At 45.5% G+C, this 19,455-nt stretch carries 7 protein-coding genes; all 7 read left to right on the forward strand.

The window, feature by feature from the left end; genetic code table 11:
• Positions 1 to 128: 128 nt before the first annotated feature.
• The 7 genes from KGY70_03990 (at position 129) to hisH (ending at position 19,329) form a co-directional block, all read left to right on the forward strand.
• On the forward strand, positions 129 to 12,923 hold the full coding sequence (locus tag KGY70_03990) for a gliding motility-associated C-terminal domain-containing protein (GenBank protein MBS3774322.1): 12,795 nt from the start codon (positions 129 to 131) through the stop codon (positions 12,921 to 12,923).
• A gap of 2 nt (positions 12,924 to 12,925) precedes the next feature.
• Positions 12,926 to 13,918, forward strand: a complete 993-nt coding sequence (locus tag KGY70_03995) for a PorP/SprF family type IX secretion system membrane protein (GenBank protein MBS3774323.1) — start codon at positions 12,926 to 12,928, stop codon at positions 13,916 to 13,918.
• 238 nt (positions 13,919 to 14,156) lie between these two features.
• Positions 14,157 to 15,014 (forward strand): ATP phosphoribosyltransferase, encoded by an 858-nt coding sequence (locus KGY70_04000; GenBank protein MBS3774324.1) that lies wholly within the window; start codon positions 14,157 to 14,159, stop codon positions 15,012 to 15,014.
• Between the two features lie 279 nt (positions 15,015 to 15,293).
• On the forward strand, positions 15,294 to 16,580 hold the full coding sequence (gene hisD, locus KGY70_04005) for a histidinol dehydrogenase (protein MBS3774325.1): 1,287 nt from the start codon (positions 15,294 to 15,296) through the stop codon (positions 16,578 to 16,580).
• A gap of 2 nt (positions 16,581 to 16,582) precedes the next feature.
• Positions 16,583 to 17,632 (forward strand): histidinol-phosphate transaminase, encoded by a 1,050-nt coding sequence (hisC, locus tag KGY70_04010; protein MBS3774326.1) that lies wholly within the window; start codon positions 16,583 to 16,585, stop codon positions 17,630 to 17,632.
• Entirely contained in the window at positions 17,632 to 18,744 is a 1,113-nt protein-coding gene (gene hisB, locus KGY70_04015; GenBank protein ID MBS3774327.1) for a bifunctional histidinol-phosphatase/imidazoleglycerol-phosphate dehydratase HisB, read from the forward strand. Before hisC ends, hisB begins: the two co-directional genes overlap by 1 nt.
• Complete coding sequence (hisH, locus tag KGY70_04020; protein MBS3774328.1) at positions 18,745 to 19,329, forward strand: imidazole glycerol phosphate synthase subunit HisH; 585 nt, start codon at positions 18,745 to 18,747, stop codon at positions 19,327 to 19,329. It begins immediately after the preceding gene.
• The last annotated feature ends 126 nt before the right edge of the window (positions 19,330 to 19,455 follow it).

A 19,455-nucleotide genomic window follows, 5' to 3' on the forward strand; every position in this document is an offset into this window, starting at 1 on the left:
TTGAACATGCAGTAGATACACCCGATATAGGATCCCCTGACCTGGAATATTATGATGTAAATGGGTATGTTACCAACGGGGAGTTTGATCCTTCTGCTGTTCCGGGTACCGGTACATACGAAATTTTTGTGAACGACACCATATACAAAAACGGTACAGCATTTATCGGCAGGGACACAACAACAGTTGAGATCACCTATGCTCTCAATGCGTATGACTTAATGCAAGATACCTCTTATTGTGAAGATGAAGCAAATCCTGGTGTAAAGTTATGGATAGAAGGAGATGATGGTGCGAACTATGTACTGGAAAAAAACGGTACACCCATAGATACTGTACTAGGCAACGGGTCAGGGAAAGTTGAATTTCCGGGACCCTATACAAAAGGAGACTACACGGCTTATGCCTTTAATAGTGGATGCCAACAATACATGAACAATACGGTCACCGTCTCGGAGATCACCACCGTAATGTCCGACATTATCTATTATACCTCAGATACTTCCTTTTGTCCCGGTGGTTCTGGAGTTGAACTCGGACTGGACACTTCCATGCTGGGGGTAGATTATGATCTTTACAGGGAAGGCAATTATATTACTACCGCAACGGGTGATGGTAACAGCATTTCTTTCGGATCCCAGACCGACTCTTCAGGATATTACAAGGTAAGAGCTTATAATGGTTCATGCGAAGTTTATCTTGACGATTCCATCAAGGTGTATAAAAAAGAATCCCCTGTAGCGTATGATCTGGAAGGCGACACTACGGTATGCATAGGAGGTTCGGGCACTTTTTATCTGCCCGATTCCGATCCCGATGTGGTGTATGAATTATTTGATAAAAATTCTCCGGGAAGTCCATATATGACCAGGGCTGGTACAGGAGATTCTGTGTTTTTTTCTGTATCAGACACGGGAACTTATTATGCCATTGGCGAACATAACACAACAGCCTGCAGAACTCCTATGAACAACGAAGTAACTCTGGATTATTATACTGAGTTTAACGTGAATGTTTCTAAAGGAGATACAGCCATTTGTCCGGGGGAATCAACGGAAATTGCCGTGAGTAATGGCACAAAATGGGAATGGAGCCCTTCCGGCTCTCTGAACGATACTACAATTTCAAATCCTACTGCCTCACCTTCATCTACAGAGACTTATAATGTGACAGTTACCAATGTTAATGGTTGTAAGGACGATACAAGTATCACAGTGACAGTCAACAGTCTTCCCAGTGCCAATGCGGGCTCGGACCGTTCAATATGCAATGGAGACAGCACCTTGTTAAGTGCCAATTATAACTCTTCTTATTCTTATTCATGGAGCCCGAAAAGTACTTTAGCTTATCCCGACAGTTCGGAAACTAAGGCCGGCCCCACCACAAACACCACCTATGAACTTACGGTTACTGATGGAAATGGATGTGTGAATAAAGATGAAGTTCAGGTTACCATTGATTCCGTTCCTGCGCCAGCAGTGAATGATGAAATAATTTGCCCGGGTGATTCAGCAACCCTTACGGCGACGGACGGGGATACTTTTAGCTGGTCACCGGGAGGAGATACAGGCCCTTCGATTACAAAGAGCCCTGATGATACTACCACGTACCAGGTAACAGCTGAGTATACCAACGGCTGTTCTGCCAGAGCTTCAGGAACTATCTTTGTCAGAGAGGCTCCGACGGCTTCACTTGACGTGGACAATTCCTTCTATATCTGTGCTGGTTGCGATACCACTATAACAGCTTCGGCAACAGGTGGTTCAACTCCCTACGATTATCTTTGGAGCAATGGTGAAGATACTTCCACGGTTACCTTAAGTACCACTAAAGATACCTCCTATCAGGTGACTGTCACCGACAGCATGACCTGCCAGGACAGTACCACCGTGACTATGTATGTGAATCCGACTATTCTGGTTGATTCAAACTATTGTGCCAGCCGGGACAGTTTTCAGCTTACCGTGGACAAAGGTTCAAGCATACCTGACGGCGAATTCATCGTTTTTAAAGGCTCGGATACGCTATACAGCGCTACGGAAGGTACTTCGGAAGCGGTTTTTGATCCTTCTTCCCAGGGAGCGGGCGACTATGGTATAAAATATCTGGTAAGTGACGCCATAACCTCATATGAAGATTCCGTAGGATTTACCGTTCATGAGTTGCCCGATGCAAGCTTTACACTGGATGGCGTCATCAACACCACTGATGATATCAGCTATTGCCAGAACCGCGATACAGTTACCTTAGAGGGTGTTAATAAGCCAGGAACTTTTACTTCAGACACGGGAATCGGAGTGATTGGCAACAAGCTGATCCCTGAAGATCTGTCTACCGGAGATTATGTAGTAAAATATACTTATACCGATTCGAATGCCTGCAGCAATACCGACACTGCCGATGTTACCATCAAGAAGGTTCCGGATGTAACCATTTCCGGTCTGGACTCAGCTTATTGCAACAGCAACGGTGAAGTGACAATTACCGGCAACCCGTTGAACGGAACCTATACCGATCCTTGGGGTGATCCGGATATTTTTGAAGATCAGGGAGATGGCAACGCCATTTTCGATCCTTCAGACGTTCCGGTAGAAGGCAAATATACTATTGGTTACAAGGCTACCGGCTCGAACGGTTGTACCGATTCCACCCGGCAGAAAGTAAAAGTGAATTTTGTACCCTCTGCTTCCTTTACCGGTTTGCCCGATTCCATCTGTGAGAATGCAGATTCTGTCACCTTAACCGGCAGTCCTGCCGATTCGGGTGGTGTTTATAACGGTCCTGGGATCAATGATCATGAAGATGGTACGGCTGTGTTTGACCCTTCAGGTCTTTCTGCAGGGCATCATGATATTATATATGAATATACCGATTCGGTCACTGGTTGTGTCAACAGCGATACCCAAAGCGTAAAAGTTCTGGATGCACCCAATCAATTTACTTTATCCGGCGGAGGTTTTTACTGTGAAGGAACACTTGGAAACAAACTTGAACTGAGTGGAAGTGAAGCTGGAACACAGTATCAGCTAATCAGAAACCAGACCACTCTGATGGAGGATACAATGCGCACCTCCTCTGGAAATTTTGATTTCGATGGATATTACAAGGAAGGCGAATATTCGGTGTATGCCATTGCTCCCAACGGATGTGCTGATTCAATGCAGAACACGCAGACCATAACCCTCAAAGAACTTCCTGACGACGCTCAGCCCATCAGCGGTGATGATACGGTAGCAGTAGGGGATACAGGTTCCTATACGGTACCTCCCATTGCCAATACCAATACTTATAACTGGCTGCTGCCCTCAGGTGCATCCGTAGTTTCCGGCAGCGGTACCTCTTCAATTGACGTATCATTCTCCTCGACGCCAACGGGATATGATTCTGTAGCGGTTTACGGCAGCAATTCCTGCGGAGAAGGTGATACAGCTTATTTCAAGGTATATATTCAGCACCTTCCTGATACGGCTGGCCCAATATCCGGAAGCACCTCACTTTGCGAAGGCGATCAGGGGGTAACCTATTCCATACCTTCCCTGAGCCATGCCGAATATTATGAATGGACAATGCCTTCCGGTTTCAATATAGTCAATGGAGACAGCACCACCAATATTGAAGTGGATATCGACAGTACCACGGTGAACGGATATGTTATTGTAAGGGGTGTCAATGCTTCAGGTGCCGGAGAGCCCGATTCTCTCTATGTGAATGTTCATGCGATCCCGGATATTTCTATCACCAAAACCAGAGACCTGGATTGTAAGACAGACTCTGTGTTGCTGAGCGGCAGCAGTTTCCCGGAAGGAGACAGCTACACCTGGACCGGTGGAGGCAGAACAGTAACCAACGATTCGATTTATGCCAAACAATCCGGTGAATATACACTAACCGTTTCAGCCAGTGGCTGCAGCAACAGCAGGAAAACCACGGTAGAAAAAAACACAACGCCACCTGATTTAACCGTAACCGAACCCGATACACTAACGTGCGACAATCCCTCTATTAACCTGGAAGCTGTAACTTCAGCCGACACAGTAGTCTGGACGGCTTCTTCCGGCGGACATATCGTTTCGGGCGACTCAACCCGACAGCCTGAGGTTAATGCGGAAGGCAACTATACAGTGAAGGTGATTGATGCCAACAATGGATGCTATACAGATACTTCTGTTTGGGTCGAGACCGATTCATCAACCTATGATTTTAGCCTTTCGGTGTCCAACGATCTTACCTGCTCGGTAGATTCAGCTATAGTGTCCACCCCGTCAATTCCCGGGGCTTCATACAGTTGGGATGGACCCAATATCACAGATGGGTGGGGAACCTCATCGGTTACTGTAAACGATACGGGTACATACAAACTTACTGTAACGAAGAATGCTACAGGCTGTGGCATAACAAAATCAGCAGAGGTTGATTCCAATACCACCAAACCAGGAAATGTCACGTTGGATAAATCAGGAAATATTGATTGTGACCATCCGCAGGTCACCCTTACGGCTGATGCGGATCCTTCCGGCACTTCGTTTGAGATATATAAAGTTTCCTCAGGTTCGGTAATTGCCACGGGCAATACAGCCACTGTTAACAGTCAGGGGCAATATGCCGTTACTGCTTTCCATCCTTTGACCGGCTGTACTGCTGAGGACACCATTTATGTTGATGACAATACAACATCCTTTAATGTAAACCTGTCTGTTGCTTTTGATACCATCACCTGCAATGAACCCTATGATACGCTTCGTGTTACTTCTCCTTCGAATTTAACCGATAAAACAGTTCTTTGGAGTACTTCTGGTGGTGGTAACATTGTTGAAGGAATAGACAGTTCTGTAGCCATTGTCAGTGCTGCCGGTGATTATACTGCCACCGTTGAAGATACCACTACAGGTTGTACCAGCAGTGAACAAGTAAATGTTAACAGCGATTTTAATCCTCCCTCCATTTCCGGATTTACAAAAACACCGGACAGCTTGACTTGTGCAAAAGATGTCAACATTGAAGCTGAGGTTACTAATTATCAGTTCCTTTCATGGTCAGGGCCTGGTAATATTACCATACCCAGGGAGGACTCCGTTTTTGTTGACCAACCGGGTATTTATACCATGGTTGCTGAAGGTAGCAATGGATGTAAGGATTCTTCCGATGTTATAGTGCCGGCCGATACGGCTTCACCCAATATGGCGCTCACGACAAATTATGATGACATTACATGCAAAAACACAGAAGAAACCCTCCATGTCTCCTCCGGCACGCCGAATGTCACCTATCAGTGGTCTGTGGTATCCGGTTCAGGTTCATTGGATAATCCAACTTCACAAAATCCGGTGGTAGATGGGCCCGGTACCTTTAAAATCCTAGTGACTGATGAGGATAATAAATGTACTTCTGAAGGCCAGGTAACTGTAGGATCTGACTCTACCAAGCCTACCATTACAGGATTCGACAGCAATCCCGACAGCATCTCCTGCAGGAATGAATGGGTGGAATTGCAGGTTGATCCTTTCTCTAATGCTGATTTGTTGTGGACAACAACGGGAATAGGAAATATCAGGGATGCAACTACAACAACTCCTGAAGTAGATGCAGCCGGGACCTATATATTGACTGCCACTCATAATGTTACCGGTTGCACTGCAAAAGACACCGTGGAGGTTTATAACAATTTTGTTACACCCACTGCGGATGCGCAAATATTGAGCAGCCCGGGGCAGATTACCTGTACCAATGATACGGTAAGGCTTGACGGCAGCGGCTCATCCGCATCGAATTATTTCTGGTTTACTCCCGACGGACACATATTATCCCCCAATGACGTAGAACAACCCTATGTGGGATCTGACGGGGATTACTTCCTTGCCGTGGAACATCCATTCAGTGGGTGTAAGGATACGGCTTCGGTGGAAGTAACCAAAAACAATGCCGTGCCTGGTATAACAAAAGGTTCAGTGAGCCAGGATACACTCAACTGCAGGGTAGATTCTTCCATGTTGGAAATTGATTATGTAGAAAGTCCTGCGGAATATTGGTGGTCCACATCGGATGGCAACATCCGCAGCGGCGACAGTTCCCTGGTAGCGGTAGTGGATGCACCGGGCAAATATGTGTTTACAGCCCGCAACACCAATACAGGCTGTACCAATTCCAAACAATTTTTAATCCATCAAAATATAGACAAGCCTAAATTTAGCCTGTTTTCAGATATGCTGACCTGCAGCAGGGATACCGTTCAGCTTAGCACAGAAGGCATTGATGCCACCGATGATGATAAAGTTTCTTATTCCTGGGTGGCCGGATCAGGTGGGCTTATCGTTGGCGATACCAGCATTCCCAATCCAAAGGTAACCCAGCCGGCCGATTATCATCTCACACTCATTGATGATGTAAATGGCTGTACCAGAACCAAGACTGTTACAGTATCTGAGAATACTGCCAAACCGAATGTCTCTGTGGATTCTGCAAAAGATCTTACCTGTGCCCGGACTGAGGTTACACTGAGTGCTACTACGGACATTTCGGACTCTTCCTTTGCATGGTCGACAAAAGGCAGCGGTCATATTGCCGCCAACCGGTATACTCCCACGCCTACTGTTGATGCACCGGGCTGGTATATTGTGAAGGTAACCAATAACAATACCGGTTGTTATACAAAAGACAGCGTTTATGTAAATGAAGATGTATCTGAGCCGGATGTTTTTGTAGATCCCATTCAGGACATTACCTGTTCCAGGGAGTGGGTTGAATTGTCAGGAAGCTCGTCCGATGATGTATATTATCAATGGTCGGGTGGAACGGGTACCATTACCGATCCCAATTCGGCGCTCACTGAGGTTAATGCTTCAGGCGATTATATATTGACTGTAGAAGATAAAGTTAATGGCTGTACCAACGATACCACCGTAACAGTCTATGAAGATACCGACGCACCGTCAGCACCGATGGTCAGTGATACAGGAAACTGTTACGGATCATCGAATGTGCCAATCAATGCTTCGGGTTCCAACATTACCTGGTACAAGGATACTCCTTTGAATTCAGCCAACCAGGTGGCCACAGGCAGCAGCTATACACCATCTGTAAGTGCCGTGGGCAATTATACCTATTACGTTACCCAGACCGGCTCCAACGGTTGTGAAAGCAATCCGGCACAGGTGGTATACACCGTTTACGCGTTGCCTTCTCCTCCCACCGCCAATGATCAGGAAAGCTGCTTCGGAGAACCGGTACCTGAACTTCAGGCTACTCCTGATGATCCTGCCAATCCTGTAAATTGGTATGATGCCTCGGATAATTTCCTGTCTACCTCGGAGGAATACCAGCCAAACAAGACTGCTGCGGGCACTTATTATTATGGTGTAACCCAGGTGGACCAGCACGGCTGTGAAAGCAATCAGGAAAGTGTTTCGCTGACGATTCATGACTTGCCGTCTGCCCCGGTAGTGGATGAAGACACTTTAAGGGTATGTGAAGGATCGCCTAACAAATCCTTCTTTGCGGAAGGCACCAATATTGCCTGGTACAATACCACGCCCCCGGCAAGTCCTATAGCCACGGGCAATATGTTCACCCCGGCAGTGAGCGGAACAGGGACCTATACCTTCTATGTCACACAATCTTCAACAAGTACCAGTTGTGAGAGTCCTTATACTGAGGTTACGTATATTATTCTGCCCAATCCTGATGCATACAATGTTACAGGTGGAGGAACCTACTGTGAAGGCACGGGGGGCAAGGAGATCAGCCTGGATAATTCTGATGCTTCCACAACTTATGAACTACGACAGGATGGTAATACCTATATTACCGGAAAATCCGGAACAGGCGGAAGTTTGAGCTTCGGACAGATCAAGCCTGAAGGTACCTATACGGTATATGGCACAGCTTCCAACGGGTGTGTAGCCAAAATGTCGGGAACGGCGATTATTACGGTTGATTCGTTGCCCGAGGCTGCCGGTGATATTACAGGTGAAGGTGTGGTATGCCAGGGAGCAACCGGTATCGACTATTCTGTACCGGAAATTGAGTATGCCGATGACTATATCTGGAGCATACCCGATGGAGCGGAGATTGTGGCCGGGAATAATTCCAACGCCATCACGGTCAACTACTCTGATACAGCTCAAAGCGGAATAGTAACGGTATACGGTAGCAACTCCTGCGGCGACGGCGCCGTTTCCACAGGATTTGCGGTAGAGGTGAATCCCCTACCTGATGATGCTGGTAGTATTACCGGTCCTTCAAGTATATGCCAGGGAGCTGACGGTGTATCCTTTGAAGTGCCAAAAATTGATCATGCCGATACCTATGTATGGTCTGTACCTTCCGGGGCAACCATTGTCTCGGGCAACGGTACCCGAAGCATCCTGGTGAACTTCAATGAATCCTCTACAGGAGGCATTGTAAAGGTATACGGTAAGAACGGTTGTGGTACGGGAGCCACTTCACCAGGTCATTCCGTGGATGTGAATTCCAAACCCATCATTGATACCGAGACCTATCAGTCGATCTGTTCGGCATCCGATTCACTTATTGCCGATGACCCGGGTTCTGCAAGTATTAACTGGGATCTGATCGACGGACAAGCGACTATAGCCAATCCCAATAGCTTTGAAACGGAGGTAACCGATCTGGGCAATGGCATCAACAACTTTGAAGTCACTCTGACCAGCACCAGTAACGGTTGTGCCGATATAGACACGGTAACAATTGAGAACAACCAGCAGTTTGTCAATGCCGGTGCCGATCAAACCTTGTGCGCAGATTCCTTTAAGTTATCAGGCTCCGAGCCGGATGCCGGTGTAACGGGCACGTGGAGTGTTGAGCAGGGTTCTGCTACCTTTGCCGATGCCAATCAGTACAATACGATGGTAAAAGACTTGGCAAAAGGCGTGAATGTATTGCGATGGACCTTGACGAAGAATGGATGCACCAGCTATGATGAAGTGACCATCATTAATGATTCGCCTACCACGTCCGAGGCTGGAATAGCCCAGGATGTCTGTGCCGATTCTACCTGGCTTGATGCCAATACTCCATCTGTAGGAGGTGGAGAATGGTCCATTGTTCAGGGATTTGTCGATTTCCAGGATAAGACCGATCCGGATACGAAGATTACCAGCATAGCTCGTGGAGAAAACATACTGCGCTGGACCATAACGAATAATGCCTGCAGTTCGCAGGATACGGTAAGAATATCGAACAACCAGGTAGACGTAGAAGCAGGTAATGACCAGGTATTGTGTACCTACAGGACCAACCTGGATGCAACACCTCCTGCTAAAGGTGATGGTGAATGGTCTGTGGTAAAAGGATCTGCTACGTTTGACGACCGTTTCTCACCGACAACAGAGGTTTATCTTGGACTTTCTGATACCACGGTTCTTGCATGGAATGTGTATTATGAAGGGTGCCAGTCTGCGGACAGCATTACCCTTATAAACAATTCACCATCCAATGCTGATGCAGGAGAAAATAAGGATATTTATCAAAATTCCGTTTATCTGGACGCCACAATACCTACTACCGGTACCGGCAAGTGGTCGCTGCTTGAAGGTGCTGGTAACATTCAGGACGTATATGATCCAAAGACCGAGGTAACCGAGCTGGCCTACGGAGAGAACCTTTTCCAATGGAAGGTAACCCATGAAGGCTGTGTATCTATTGATAGCGTAACAATCAATAACAAAACAACCGGTTCGGTTTCTGCCGGTAACGATACCATTATATGTAATGATGAAATAAGGCTTAACGGATCCGAGCCACTTCAGGGCGAGGGAGAATGGTCTGTGGTGACCGGCTCTGCAACCTTCGACGATAAGAGTGCACACAACACCATGGCCCGTAACCTGGCCAGAGGTGAAAATGTCCTGAAATGGACCGTTTATGGAAACGGGGTGGTCTCCGACACGGTAAAGATTACCAACAATTCACCCACGGAAGCAAATGCCGGACCGGATATGGCCTATTGCCGGGATTCAGTCCAGCTTTCCGCTAACAATCCCACTGTAGGTACCGGTGAATGGACCTTAGTAGCTGGGGACGGTACTTTTGGAGATAAGTCAGTTAATAATACCACCATAGAAGGTCTGGGAACAGGGAAGAATACCCTGCGATGGACCATTACCCATAAGAATTGTAAATCGAGTGATGAGGTCATTATCACCAACAATGAACCCACCCAGGCAGATGCCGGTGTGGATCAGACGCTTTGTTCCGATGAGGCTACGCTCTATGGTAATTCGCCTTCCGTAGGTGAAGGATTGTGGACCTTGGTCAGCGGTTCCAATTCTGTGGAATTTCAGGACCAGACTGTAGGAAATACACGGGTTACCAACCTGGGGCATGGTGATAACGTACTGCGTTGGACCATCACCAATGAAAATTGTTCTTCCTCCGATGAAGTAACCATCACCAATGACAATCCTACAGAACCTATTGCTGGTCGCGATAAATCCATCTGCGTGGATTCCTTCCGGATGAATGCCAATGAAGCGGTGATTGGAGACGGTGAATGGAGTGTGATCAGCGGATACGGGGATTTCAATGATCCCAGTGACCATGAAACCAAAGTGAAAAACCTTGCCAAAGGAAATAATATATTGAGATGGACCATTGAGCACAATGGATGTGTATTGTATGACGAGGTGGAGATATCCAATGATCTGATAGAAGCCGATGCTGGCTATGATCAGGAGCTGTGCCAGGACAGTACAGATCTTTCTGCAAACAATCCCGGACAGGGTGAAGGCTATTGGTCGGTGGTTACCGGTTCCGCCGTATTTGAGGATGCTTCTAATCCCAATACCAGCGTGAGTGAGCTGGATCACAGGAATTCCAATGTACTGAAGTGGACCATATCCCATAAGTCTTGTGTCTCTACCGATAAGGTGACCATAGAGAACAAGGACCCCGGCATTGTTTATGCAGGGCAGGATAACGAAGTTTGCGATGACTCATATTATCTGAAAGCCAATCCGAATTATATAGGTGATGGCCATTGGGAAGCCCTTAGCGGAGGAGGCAACATACAGGATGATTCTTCTGCAACCACTTCAGTTACAGATATGGGTCTTGGAGAGAATACTTTCCGGTGGAGAGTCAACAGGGATGGATGCGTCAAGTACGACGATGTGACCATTTACAACAATCTGCCGGTTGAAGCTTATGCAGGAGAAAATGACAGCATTTGCACCACCTCTTATACCATGCACGCCGAGGAACCGCCTTTTGGAGTGGGGCGTTGGACCGTAGTAACAGGATCGGGAGATTTTGAAGAGGCTACAAGGTCTAACACACAGGTATCTAATCTCTCACAGGGTGTCAATACGTTTAAATGGACGGTGTATAACGGCAGTTGCTTTACTTCAGATGAGGTGACCATTGTGGTGAACCGGCCCAATACACCCAGAGCAGGTGCAGATCAGGAGATTTGCGGGGATTCAACAACCATGCAGGGAAATAAGGTTGGTCCCGGGCAAACCGGCACCTGGGAAGTAGTTGAAGGCAGTGGTGAATTTGAAGATCCGCATGACCCGAAAACCAAGGTTACCAATATGAGTCACGGCTCAAATACTTACCGGTGGAATATCAGTTACAGGGGTTGCAACCTCTATGATGAAGTAACCATTGTGAACAATTCACCGACTGAAGCCAATGCCGGTAATAACATCCATGTTTGCGGCGATGAGGTAAGGCTGAATGCCAACGAGCCCAGCATTGGCACGGGTGAATGGAGCCTGGTAAGCGGGGATGCTGACTTCTCTGATAAGACCAATGCGAAATCAAGGGTGACCAACCTGGGCTTCGGGCCAAACACGCTTCGGTGGACTACAACCAACGGAAACTGCACCACTCTGGATGAGGTGATCGTTTATAACGATAAAGCCCAGGTTTATGCCGGTGTGGATCAGGAAGTTTACAGGGATTCGACTACCCTGGTAGCAAATAAACCAACCCGTGGAGAAGGAAAATGGATCATACTGGGTGGTTCGGGCACCTTTGATGATCCCACCAAAGCACAGAGCAGAGTGCGTGATCTGAGCGGAGGTGTGAACACCTTCAGATGGACGATCACCAACAATGGATGTAAAGTTTCGGATGAGGTGAGCATTACCTATTATGTGATGCCTGAGCCGGAAATTGATGTAAATAAGGATAACGGCTGTCCTCCTTTATCAGTACAGTTCTATAACGAATCCATCAAACGTAACAGCGATTTTACCTGGGATTTCGACGATGATAATATCTCCACCCATGAAAATCCGAGGCATACATTTTATGAACCCGGTGAATATACCGTCAAATTGAAGACCAAGGCTCCCGACGGCAGTACGGTTACTGAAGATACCACGATTGTGGTGCATGATGTTCCTGAAGCTCGTTTTGATGTGGCTCCTGAACATCTTTATATTCCCGAACAGCATCTGCAATGTTACGATATGTCAATAGATGCAGACAGGTACCTCTGGCATTTCGGTGATGGAGCAACTTCAGACGAGCCCAGTCCGAAACACATGTACCAGGATACGGGAAATTATAATATCCGTCTTGAAGTGTGGTCCCCCAATGAATGTTATGATGATACCATTATTACTAATGCAGTAGATGTAGACCAAAGCGGGAAGATTAAGTTCCCCTCCGGATTTACACCAAATTCCGATGGGCCTGTAGGTGGGCATTATAATGAAAATTCGAGGGAAAACAATGTATTCCATCCCATTGCCAAGGGGGTGGAAGAATATCACCTTCAGATATTCAACCGCTGGGGTGTGATGGTGTTCGAGTCAGATAAGCTTGATGTTGGCTGGGATGGCTACTATCAGGATAAACTTGCCCAGGAAGGCGTTTATATCTATAAGGTTCAAGGCAGATTCAACAATGGGAACCGATTCGAAAAAGTTGGAGATTTTGTCTTAATAAGGAAGTGACTATGAGTCTAAAAAGAGCAATTGTTATAACAGGTTTGTTGCTGATCAATACAATGATTTTCAGTCAGGATCCGCATTTTTCCCAGTTTTATGCTTCTCCATTATATATGGCTCCATCCTTTGCAGGAGCTTCTGAAAAAACAAGGGTTACATTAAACTACAGAGATCAGTGGCCCAAAATACCCGGCCTATTTGTAACGTATTCATTTGCTGCCGATCATTACCTCAATGATCTGAACAGCGGCCTGGGAGTTTTTTTTATGAGAGACGATGCGGGAGATGGAAAAATCTCCACCACCAATGTGGCCGGAAATTATTCCTATAAGCTGAAGATATCTGACCGCTGGTATTTTCAGCCGGGTCTTAAGTTTTATTATCACCAGTATCAGCTTGATTATTCCAAGGTCGTCTTTAACGACCAACTGGGGTTCGATTATACCAATCCCACTTCTGTAGAGATTACGGAGGATGAAAAGGTTACCTATGTGGATTTTGGAAGTTCCTTAATGTTCTATAACCATAAATATTGGATTGGGGGGATGGTGGATCATCTGATAAAAGCAAATCCTTCATTTCAGGACAATCCCAATTACAAACCTTTGATATATTCTCTCTATGGGGGGCTGCAGATTCCTCTAAAGAAACTGAATTTCAACAGAAGCCGCAATAGTTTGTTTGCTGCTTTTCATTTTAAGTCTCAGCAACAGATCAGGCAGTTCAATCTGGGGGCATATTATCAAAAAGAGGCGTTTATGGTAGGGTTATGGTACAGGGGTATTCCGTTAATACCGAAAACACCCTCCAATGATGCAGTTATTCTCATGTTGGGTTACAGTAGCGACAATTTCAGTATAGGTTACAGCTACGATGCCACCATATCCCGGTTAATTACCAATACAGGCGGAGCGCACGAAATTTCACTTTCCTATACCTTTTCCGGTGAGGATCTTTTTAACAACCAGGAATATACCCCTCCGCCCTGTCCGCAGCTATAAATATTTTGGTGGGTAATTAAATTTCTGTTAAATATTTTTTGGTTTAAAGGAAAATTTATATCATTGCACACTGGAAATTAAAAAAAATGGATATATATTTTATACATACCGCAGTTCACCACCATCATTTTATGAATCCCCTGGCGGATGGAAGGACTGCATGCTGATGTTGAATCAAATGAAAATATTAAGGCCTGTGGAACTTCCGCAGGCCTTTTTTTGTTAAAAACTTGTAATAATGGACAAACTGAAGATTGCACTACAAAAAAAAGGAAGACTAAGCGAGAAATCGCTTGAGTTGATACGCGAATGCGGTATTTCATTGAATAATGGGAGCCGTAAGCTGCTTTCGGTCTCTTCCGATTTTCCCCTGGAGATCATCTATCTTCGTGACGATGACATTCCCAGATATGTAAGCGACGGAGTGGTGGATATTGGTATTGTGGGGGAGAATGTTGTACATGAAGAAGGTGAGCATGTGAATATAGAAGAAAACCTGGGTTTTGCCCGTTGCAGGATGTCTCTGGCAATACCAAAATCTGAGGAGTATCCCGGGGTGAAGTATTTCGAAGGTAAGAAAGTGGCTACTTCTTATCCGAATATACTGAACGATTTTTTTAATAAACAGGGTATCAATGCGGACATCCATGAGATAAGCGGATCGGTTGAAATTGCTCCCGGCATTGGTTTGGCGGATGCCATATTTGATATTGTAAGCACCGGCAGTACTTTGATAAGCAATGGTCTGCGTGAGGTGGAAAGGGTTATGGACTCTCAGGCTGTACTGATCTCCAATCCGGGTATTGATGAGGAGAAAAAGGAACATTTATCCCATCTGCTTTTTCGCATTCGATCGGTGAAAAAGTCGAGGAACAACAAATACATTCTATTAAATGCACCGAACGATAAGCTGGAGGAGATTACCGGCTTGCTTCCCGGGATGAAAAGTCCTACTGTGATGCCATTGGCAGAGGAAGGCTGGAGTTCGGTACATTCTGTATTAAATGAGAGCGAGTTCTGGGAGGTGATCGATAAGCTAAGGGAAAAAGGTGCCCAGGGTATACTGGTAATTCCGATTGAAAAAATGATTATTTAGAGTCTAACCCAAATAAACTGAAAATCCTAATTTCTAAATCCTAAACAAATACAAATGTCAAATCCGGCAGCTGCCGGAGATCAAAACACTTTATTCAAACCTAGTAAAATAGAACCGAAGATTTTCATAAAGTGCGCTTTGGATATGGGTTTGTTTTGAAATTTCTTTGTTTGGTCATTTGAACATTGTTTAGAATTTCGAAATTAGATATTAGAATTTCATTTTCTCTGCCAAAATATGCAAGAAAATAAAAAGTAATGAACTAAAAACAAATAATCCATGAAGATCATTCAGTATCCCGAAAAGCAGGAATGGGATTCCTTGCTGAGTCGTCCTGATCAGGATCAGGAGGAAATACGTAACAGTGTAAGTCAGATACTTGAGGATGTCAAGAAAAACGGGGATGTTGCCCTGCAAAAGTATACCAAAGCATTGGACGGGGTTCAGCTTGACAATATTAAGGTATCCGATGAGGAGATGGATGCAGCCGCCGGTAAACTTGATGATGCTCTTAAAGAAGCAATACGGATGGCTGCTGCCAATATTGAAAAATTTCACGCGGCACAGAAAGGTGAGGAAACAAGTGTGGAGGTTATTCCCGGTTTGAATTGCTGGCAAAAACCCGTACCCATCGATTCGATCGGGATCTATGTACCCGGCGGCAGTGCCCCGTTGTTTTCTTCCGTATTGATGATGGCTTTGCCGGCACGGGTTGCGGGATGTAACAACATCATACTGACTACCCCGCCGGATAAGGAGGGAGGTGTCCATCCTGCCATTCTTTACGCTGCCCGGCAAAGTGGCGTAAATAAGATTTACAAAGTAGGCGGAGCACAGGCTGTTGCCGCTATGGCATACGGTACGGAAAGCATACTCAGGGTAAATAAAATTTTTGGTCCGGGCAACCGTTTTGTAACGCTTGCCAAGCAACTGGTTTCCATGGAAGGGGTAGCCATTGATCTGCCTGCCGGTCCTTCAGAGGTATTGGTTGTAGCGGATGATCAGGCACCACCCCGTTTTATTGCGGCAGACCTGTTGTCTCAGGCTGAACATGGCACTGACAGTCAGGTGTTGTTGTTGAGCGCCAGTGAGAGATTGCTGGAGGATACACGCCGGGAGATCGAAAACATGTTAAAGGAGCTGCCAAGAAAGGATATTGCCGAAAAGGCATTGGAATACAGCAGACTTATCTTGTTAAGCAATATGGATGAGATTATGGATATGGTAAATTGCTACGCGCCGGAACATCTCATACTGGCTACTGAAAATGCCACGGAGCTATCCCGGCAGGTACGCAATTCCGGTTCGGTGTTTATAGGCAATTATACTCCGGAAAGCCTTGGGGATTATACCTCAGGAACGAATCACGTACTGCCCACCAATGGGTATGCTGTCTCCCACAGTGGAGTTAATCTGGATGCCTTTGTGAAAAAAATTACTTTTCAGAGGGCTTCACAAGACGGCCTTGGAAATATCGGTGAAAGCACCATGACAATGGCCCGGGCGGAGGGGCTGGAAGCCCACAGCATGGCAGTTCAGGTTCGAATGGAAAACAAAAGCGGTTGATTATGATTGAAATTAATAACCTGGTCAGGGAAAATGTAAAACAATTGATCCCTTATAGTGCGGCCCGAGAGAAATACCAGGGGGAAGGATATGTGTTCCTTGATGCCAATGAAAATCCTTTTGGGAAATCGCTGAACCGTTACCCCGATCCCTATCAGAAAGCTCTTAAGCAGAAGATTGCAGATCTCAGGGGAGCGGAAACCCGGCAGATATTTATCGGTAACGGCAGCGATGAGATCATTGATCTGGTAATACGGGCTTTCTGCAATCCCGGCAAGGACAATATGATTGTTCCCGAACCTACCTACGGCATGTATGAAGTAGCAGGCAAAATCAATGAGGTGGAAGTTAGGAAACCCCAACTCACCGAAGATTTTCAACCCAACGTGGATGAGATTTTGCGGAATACAGACCCACATACTAAGCTGATTTTTCTTTGCAGCCCCAATAATCCTACAGGAAACCTGCTGGATCCCCAAAAAATCAGGGAGATACTGAGTCGCTTTCAGGGCTTGGTGATCCTCGATGAAGCCTATATTGATTTTTCAGGAGATCCGGGTTTTTTACCGTTGCTCGGACAATATTCCAATCTGGTCATCCTTCAGACATTTTCTAAGGCAAGGGGAATGGCAGGTATCCGGCTGGGGTATGCTTTTGCCATCCCTGAAATCATCGGTATATTGAATAAGATCAAATATCCTTATAATGTGAACCGTGTAACCCAAAAGCTTGCGCTGAGGAAAATCAAAAAGCTCAAGCAACTGGGAAAAAATGTGAAATTGATCAATAAAGAAAAGGAAAAGTTGATTGGTTTTTTTGAAAACCGTAGCTTTGTGGAACATGTATTTCCGTCCGATGCCAATTTTTTGCTTGTGAAAGTCTCTGATCCGGGGGAATTGGTTGAATTCCTTGCAGAGAAAAGGGTGATTATCAGGGATCGGTCGGGTTTACCGCGATGTGAAAGATCGGTGAGGATTACAGTAGGTAAGCCTTCTGAGAACAATCTGTTGATGAAATATTGCCGTAAATTTGAAGAAAACCAAATGGAATGATGAAAAAGTATCTTTTTGTTGACAGGGATGGAACCCTCATACGGGAACCGGAAGATGAACAGGTGGATACCCTGGAGAAAATGGAATTTCTACCCGGTGTATTCAGAAATTTGTATCTGATTACCCATCTGCTCGATTATCGCCTTGTAATGGTTTCCAACCAGGACGGATTGGGTACGGCTTCCTACCCTGAAAAAGATTTTCAGCTTATACAGAATAAGCTTTTAAAGACATTAAAAAATGAAGACATTCAATTTGAAGAGGTTTTAATAGATCCCTCCTTGCCTAAGGACAATTCACCCAACAGAAAGCCCAATACGGGGATGGTAAGGCCGTACCTTCAGGGAGATTTTGACAGAGAGGCTTCATTTGTTATAGGCGACCGGGATACGGACATCATACTGGCCCGGAATATGGGTTTGCAGGGAATTAAGATTGATGAAGAGGAACGGTTTGTACCTGATGAACTCTCTGATTTTTGCGCCCTGGTGGCAAAAAGCTGGGATGAGATTTTTGACTATTTGAGAAAATACTTTAGGACAGCGAAAATTCAAAGACAAACAGATGAAACTTCCATAAGTGGCTCATTGTCTCTTGATGGCACAGGGCATTCGGATATTCAGACAGGCCTGGGCTTTTTTAATCACATGCTTGATCAGTTGGTCAGGCACGGGAAGATGGATCTGAAACTGAATGTAAAAGGCGATCTGGATGTGGATGCACATCATACCATCGAAGATACCGGTTTGGCTCTTGGGGGAGCACTTTCCAGGGCTATTGGGAACAAAAAAGGCATGGAGAGGTATGGTTTTTCTCTCCCTATGGATGAAAGCCTTGCCAATTGTGTGCTTGATTTTTCTGGCAGGGGCCATCTGGAATGGGAGGTTGAATTGAACCGGGAGCGGATTGGAGAGGTTCCCACTGAAATGTTTGAGCATTTCTTTGATTCTTTTGCCCGTGAAGCCGGATGTACCATCCATATCAGCGCCAAAGGCAAAAATGAGCATCATAAAATTGAAGCAGTTTTTAAGTCATTTGCAAGAGCGCTTAAAATGGCTGTTAAACAGGATGTAAATGATGTAACTCTACCGACGACAAAAGGAAAACTATAAATGAAAACAGTGATCATTAAGTACAATGCCGGCAATATACGCTCGGTGGATTTTGCCCTGAAAAGATTGCATCAGGAAGCTGAAATAACCGATGACCATGAAAAGATAAAAAAGGCCGACCGGGTGATTTTTCCGGGGGTAGGAGAAGCGAAAAGCACCATGGATTATTTGGCTGAAAGGGGGCTTGATAAATTAATAATGAGCCTTGAACAGCCGGTTTTGGCTATTTGTCTTGGAATGCAACTTTTATGCGAAAGTTCCGAGGAACGAAATGCCAGGACGTTGGGCTTAATTGATACAACAGTGAAGCGATTTCAGGGGAACATCAAAGTGCCGCATATGGGATGGAACAGGATATTCGGTTTAAAATCCTCCCTTTTCGAGGGAATAGAGGAAGGTGCTTTTGTTTATTTTGTTCATAGTTACTATGTGCCCATGACAGATTATACCATTGCCAAGAGTTACCATTCCAGGCACTTTAGTGCTGCAGTGCGTAAAGACAATTTTTTCGCCGTGCAGTTTCACCCTGAAAAAAGCGGACCCATCGGCGAAAAGATCCTGACCAACTTTTTAAATGGGTCGTGATAAACGAATTAACCTGAATACAAGTTCTAAATGACCATTAATGACAAGTAATAACCACAAATGACTGTAAAGCTTATCCGGCTTTTGACGAATGACTATCAATGACAACGTAATGACTATAAATGA

This window comes from Bacteroidales bacterium (genome assembly GCA_018334875.1).
In the GTDB taxonomy this organism is placed as follows: domain Bacteria; phylum Bacteroidota; class Bacteroidia; order Bacteroidales; family UBA12077; genus JAGXLC01.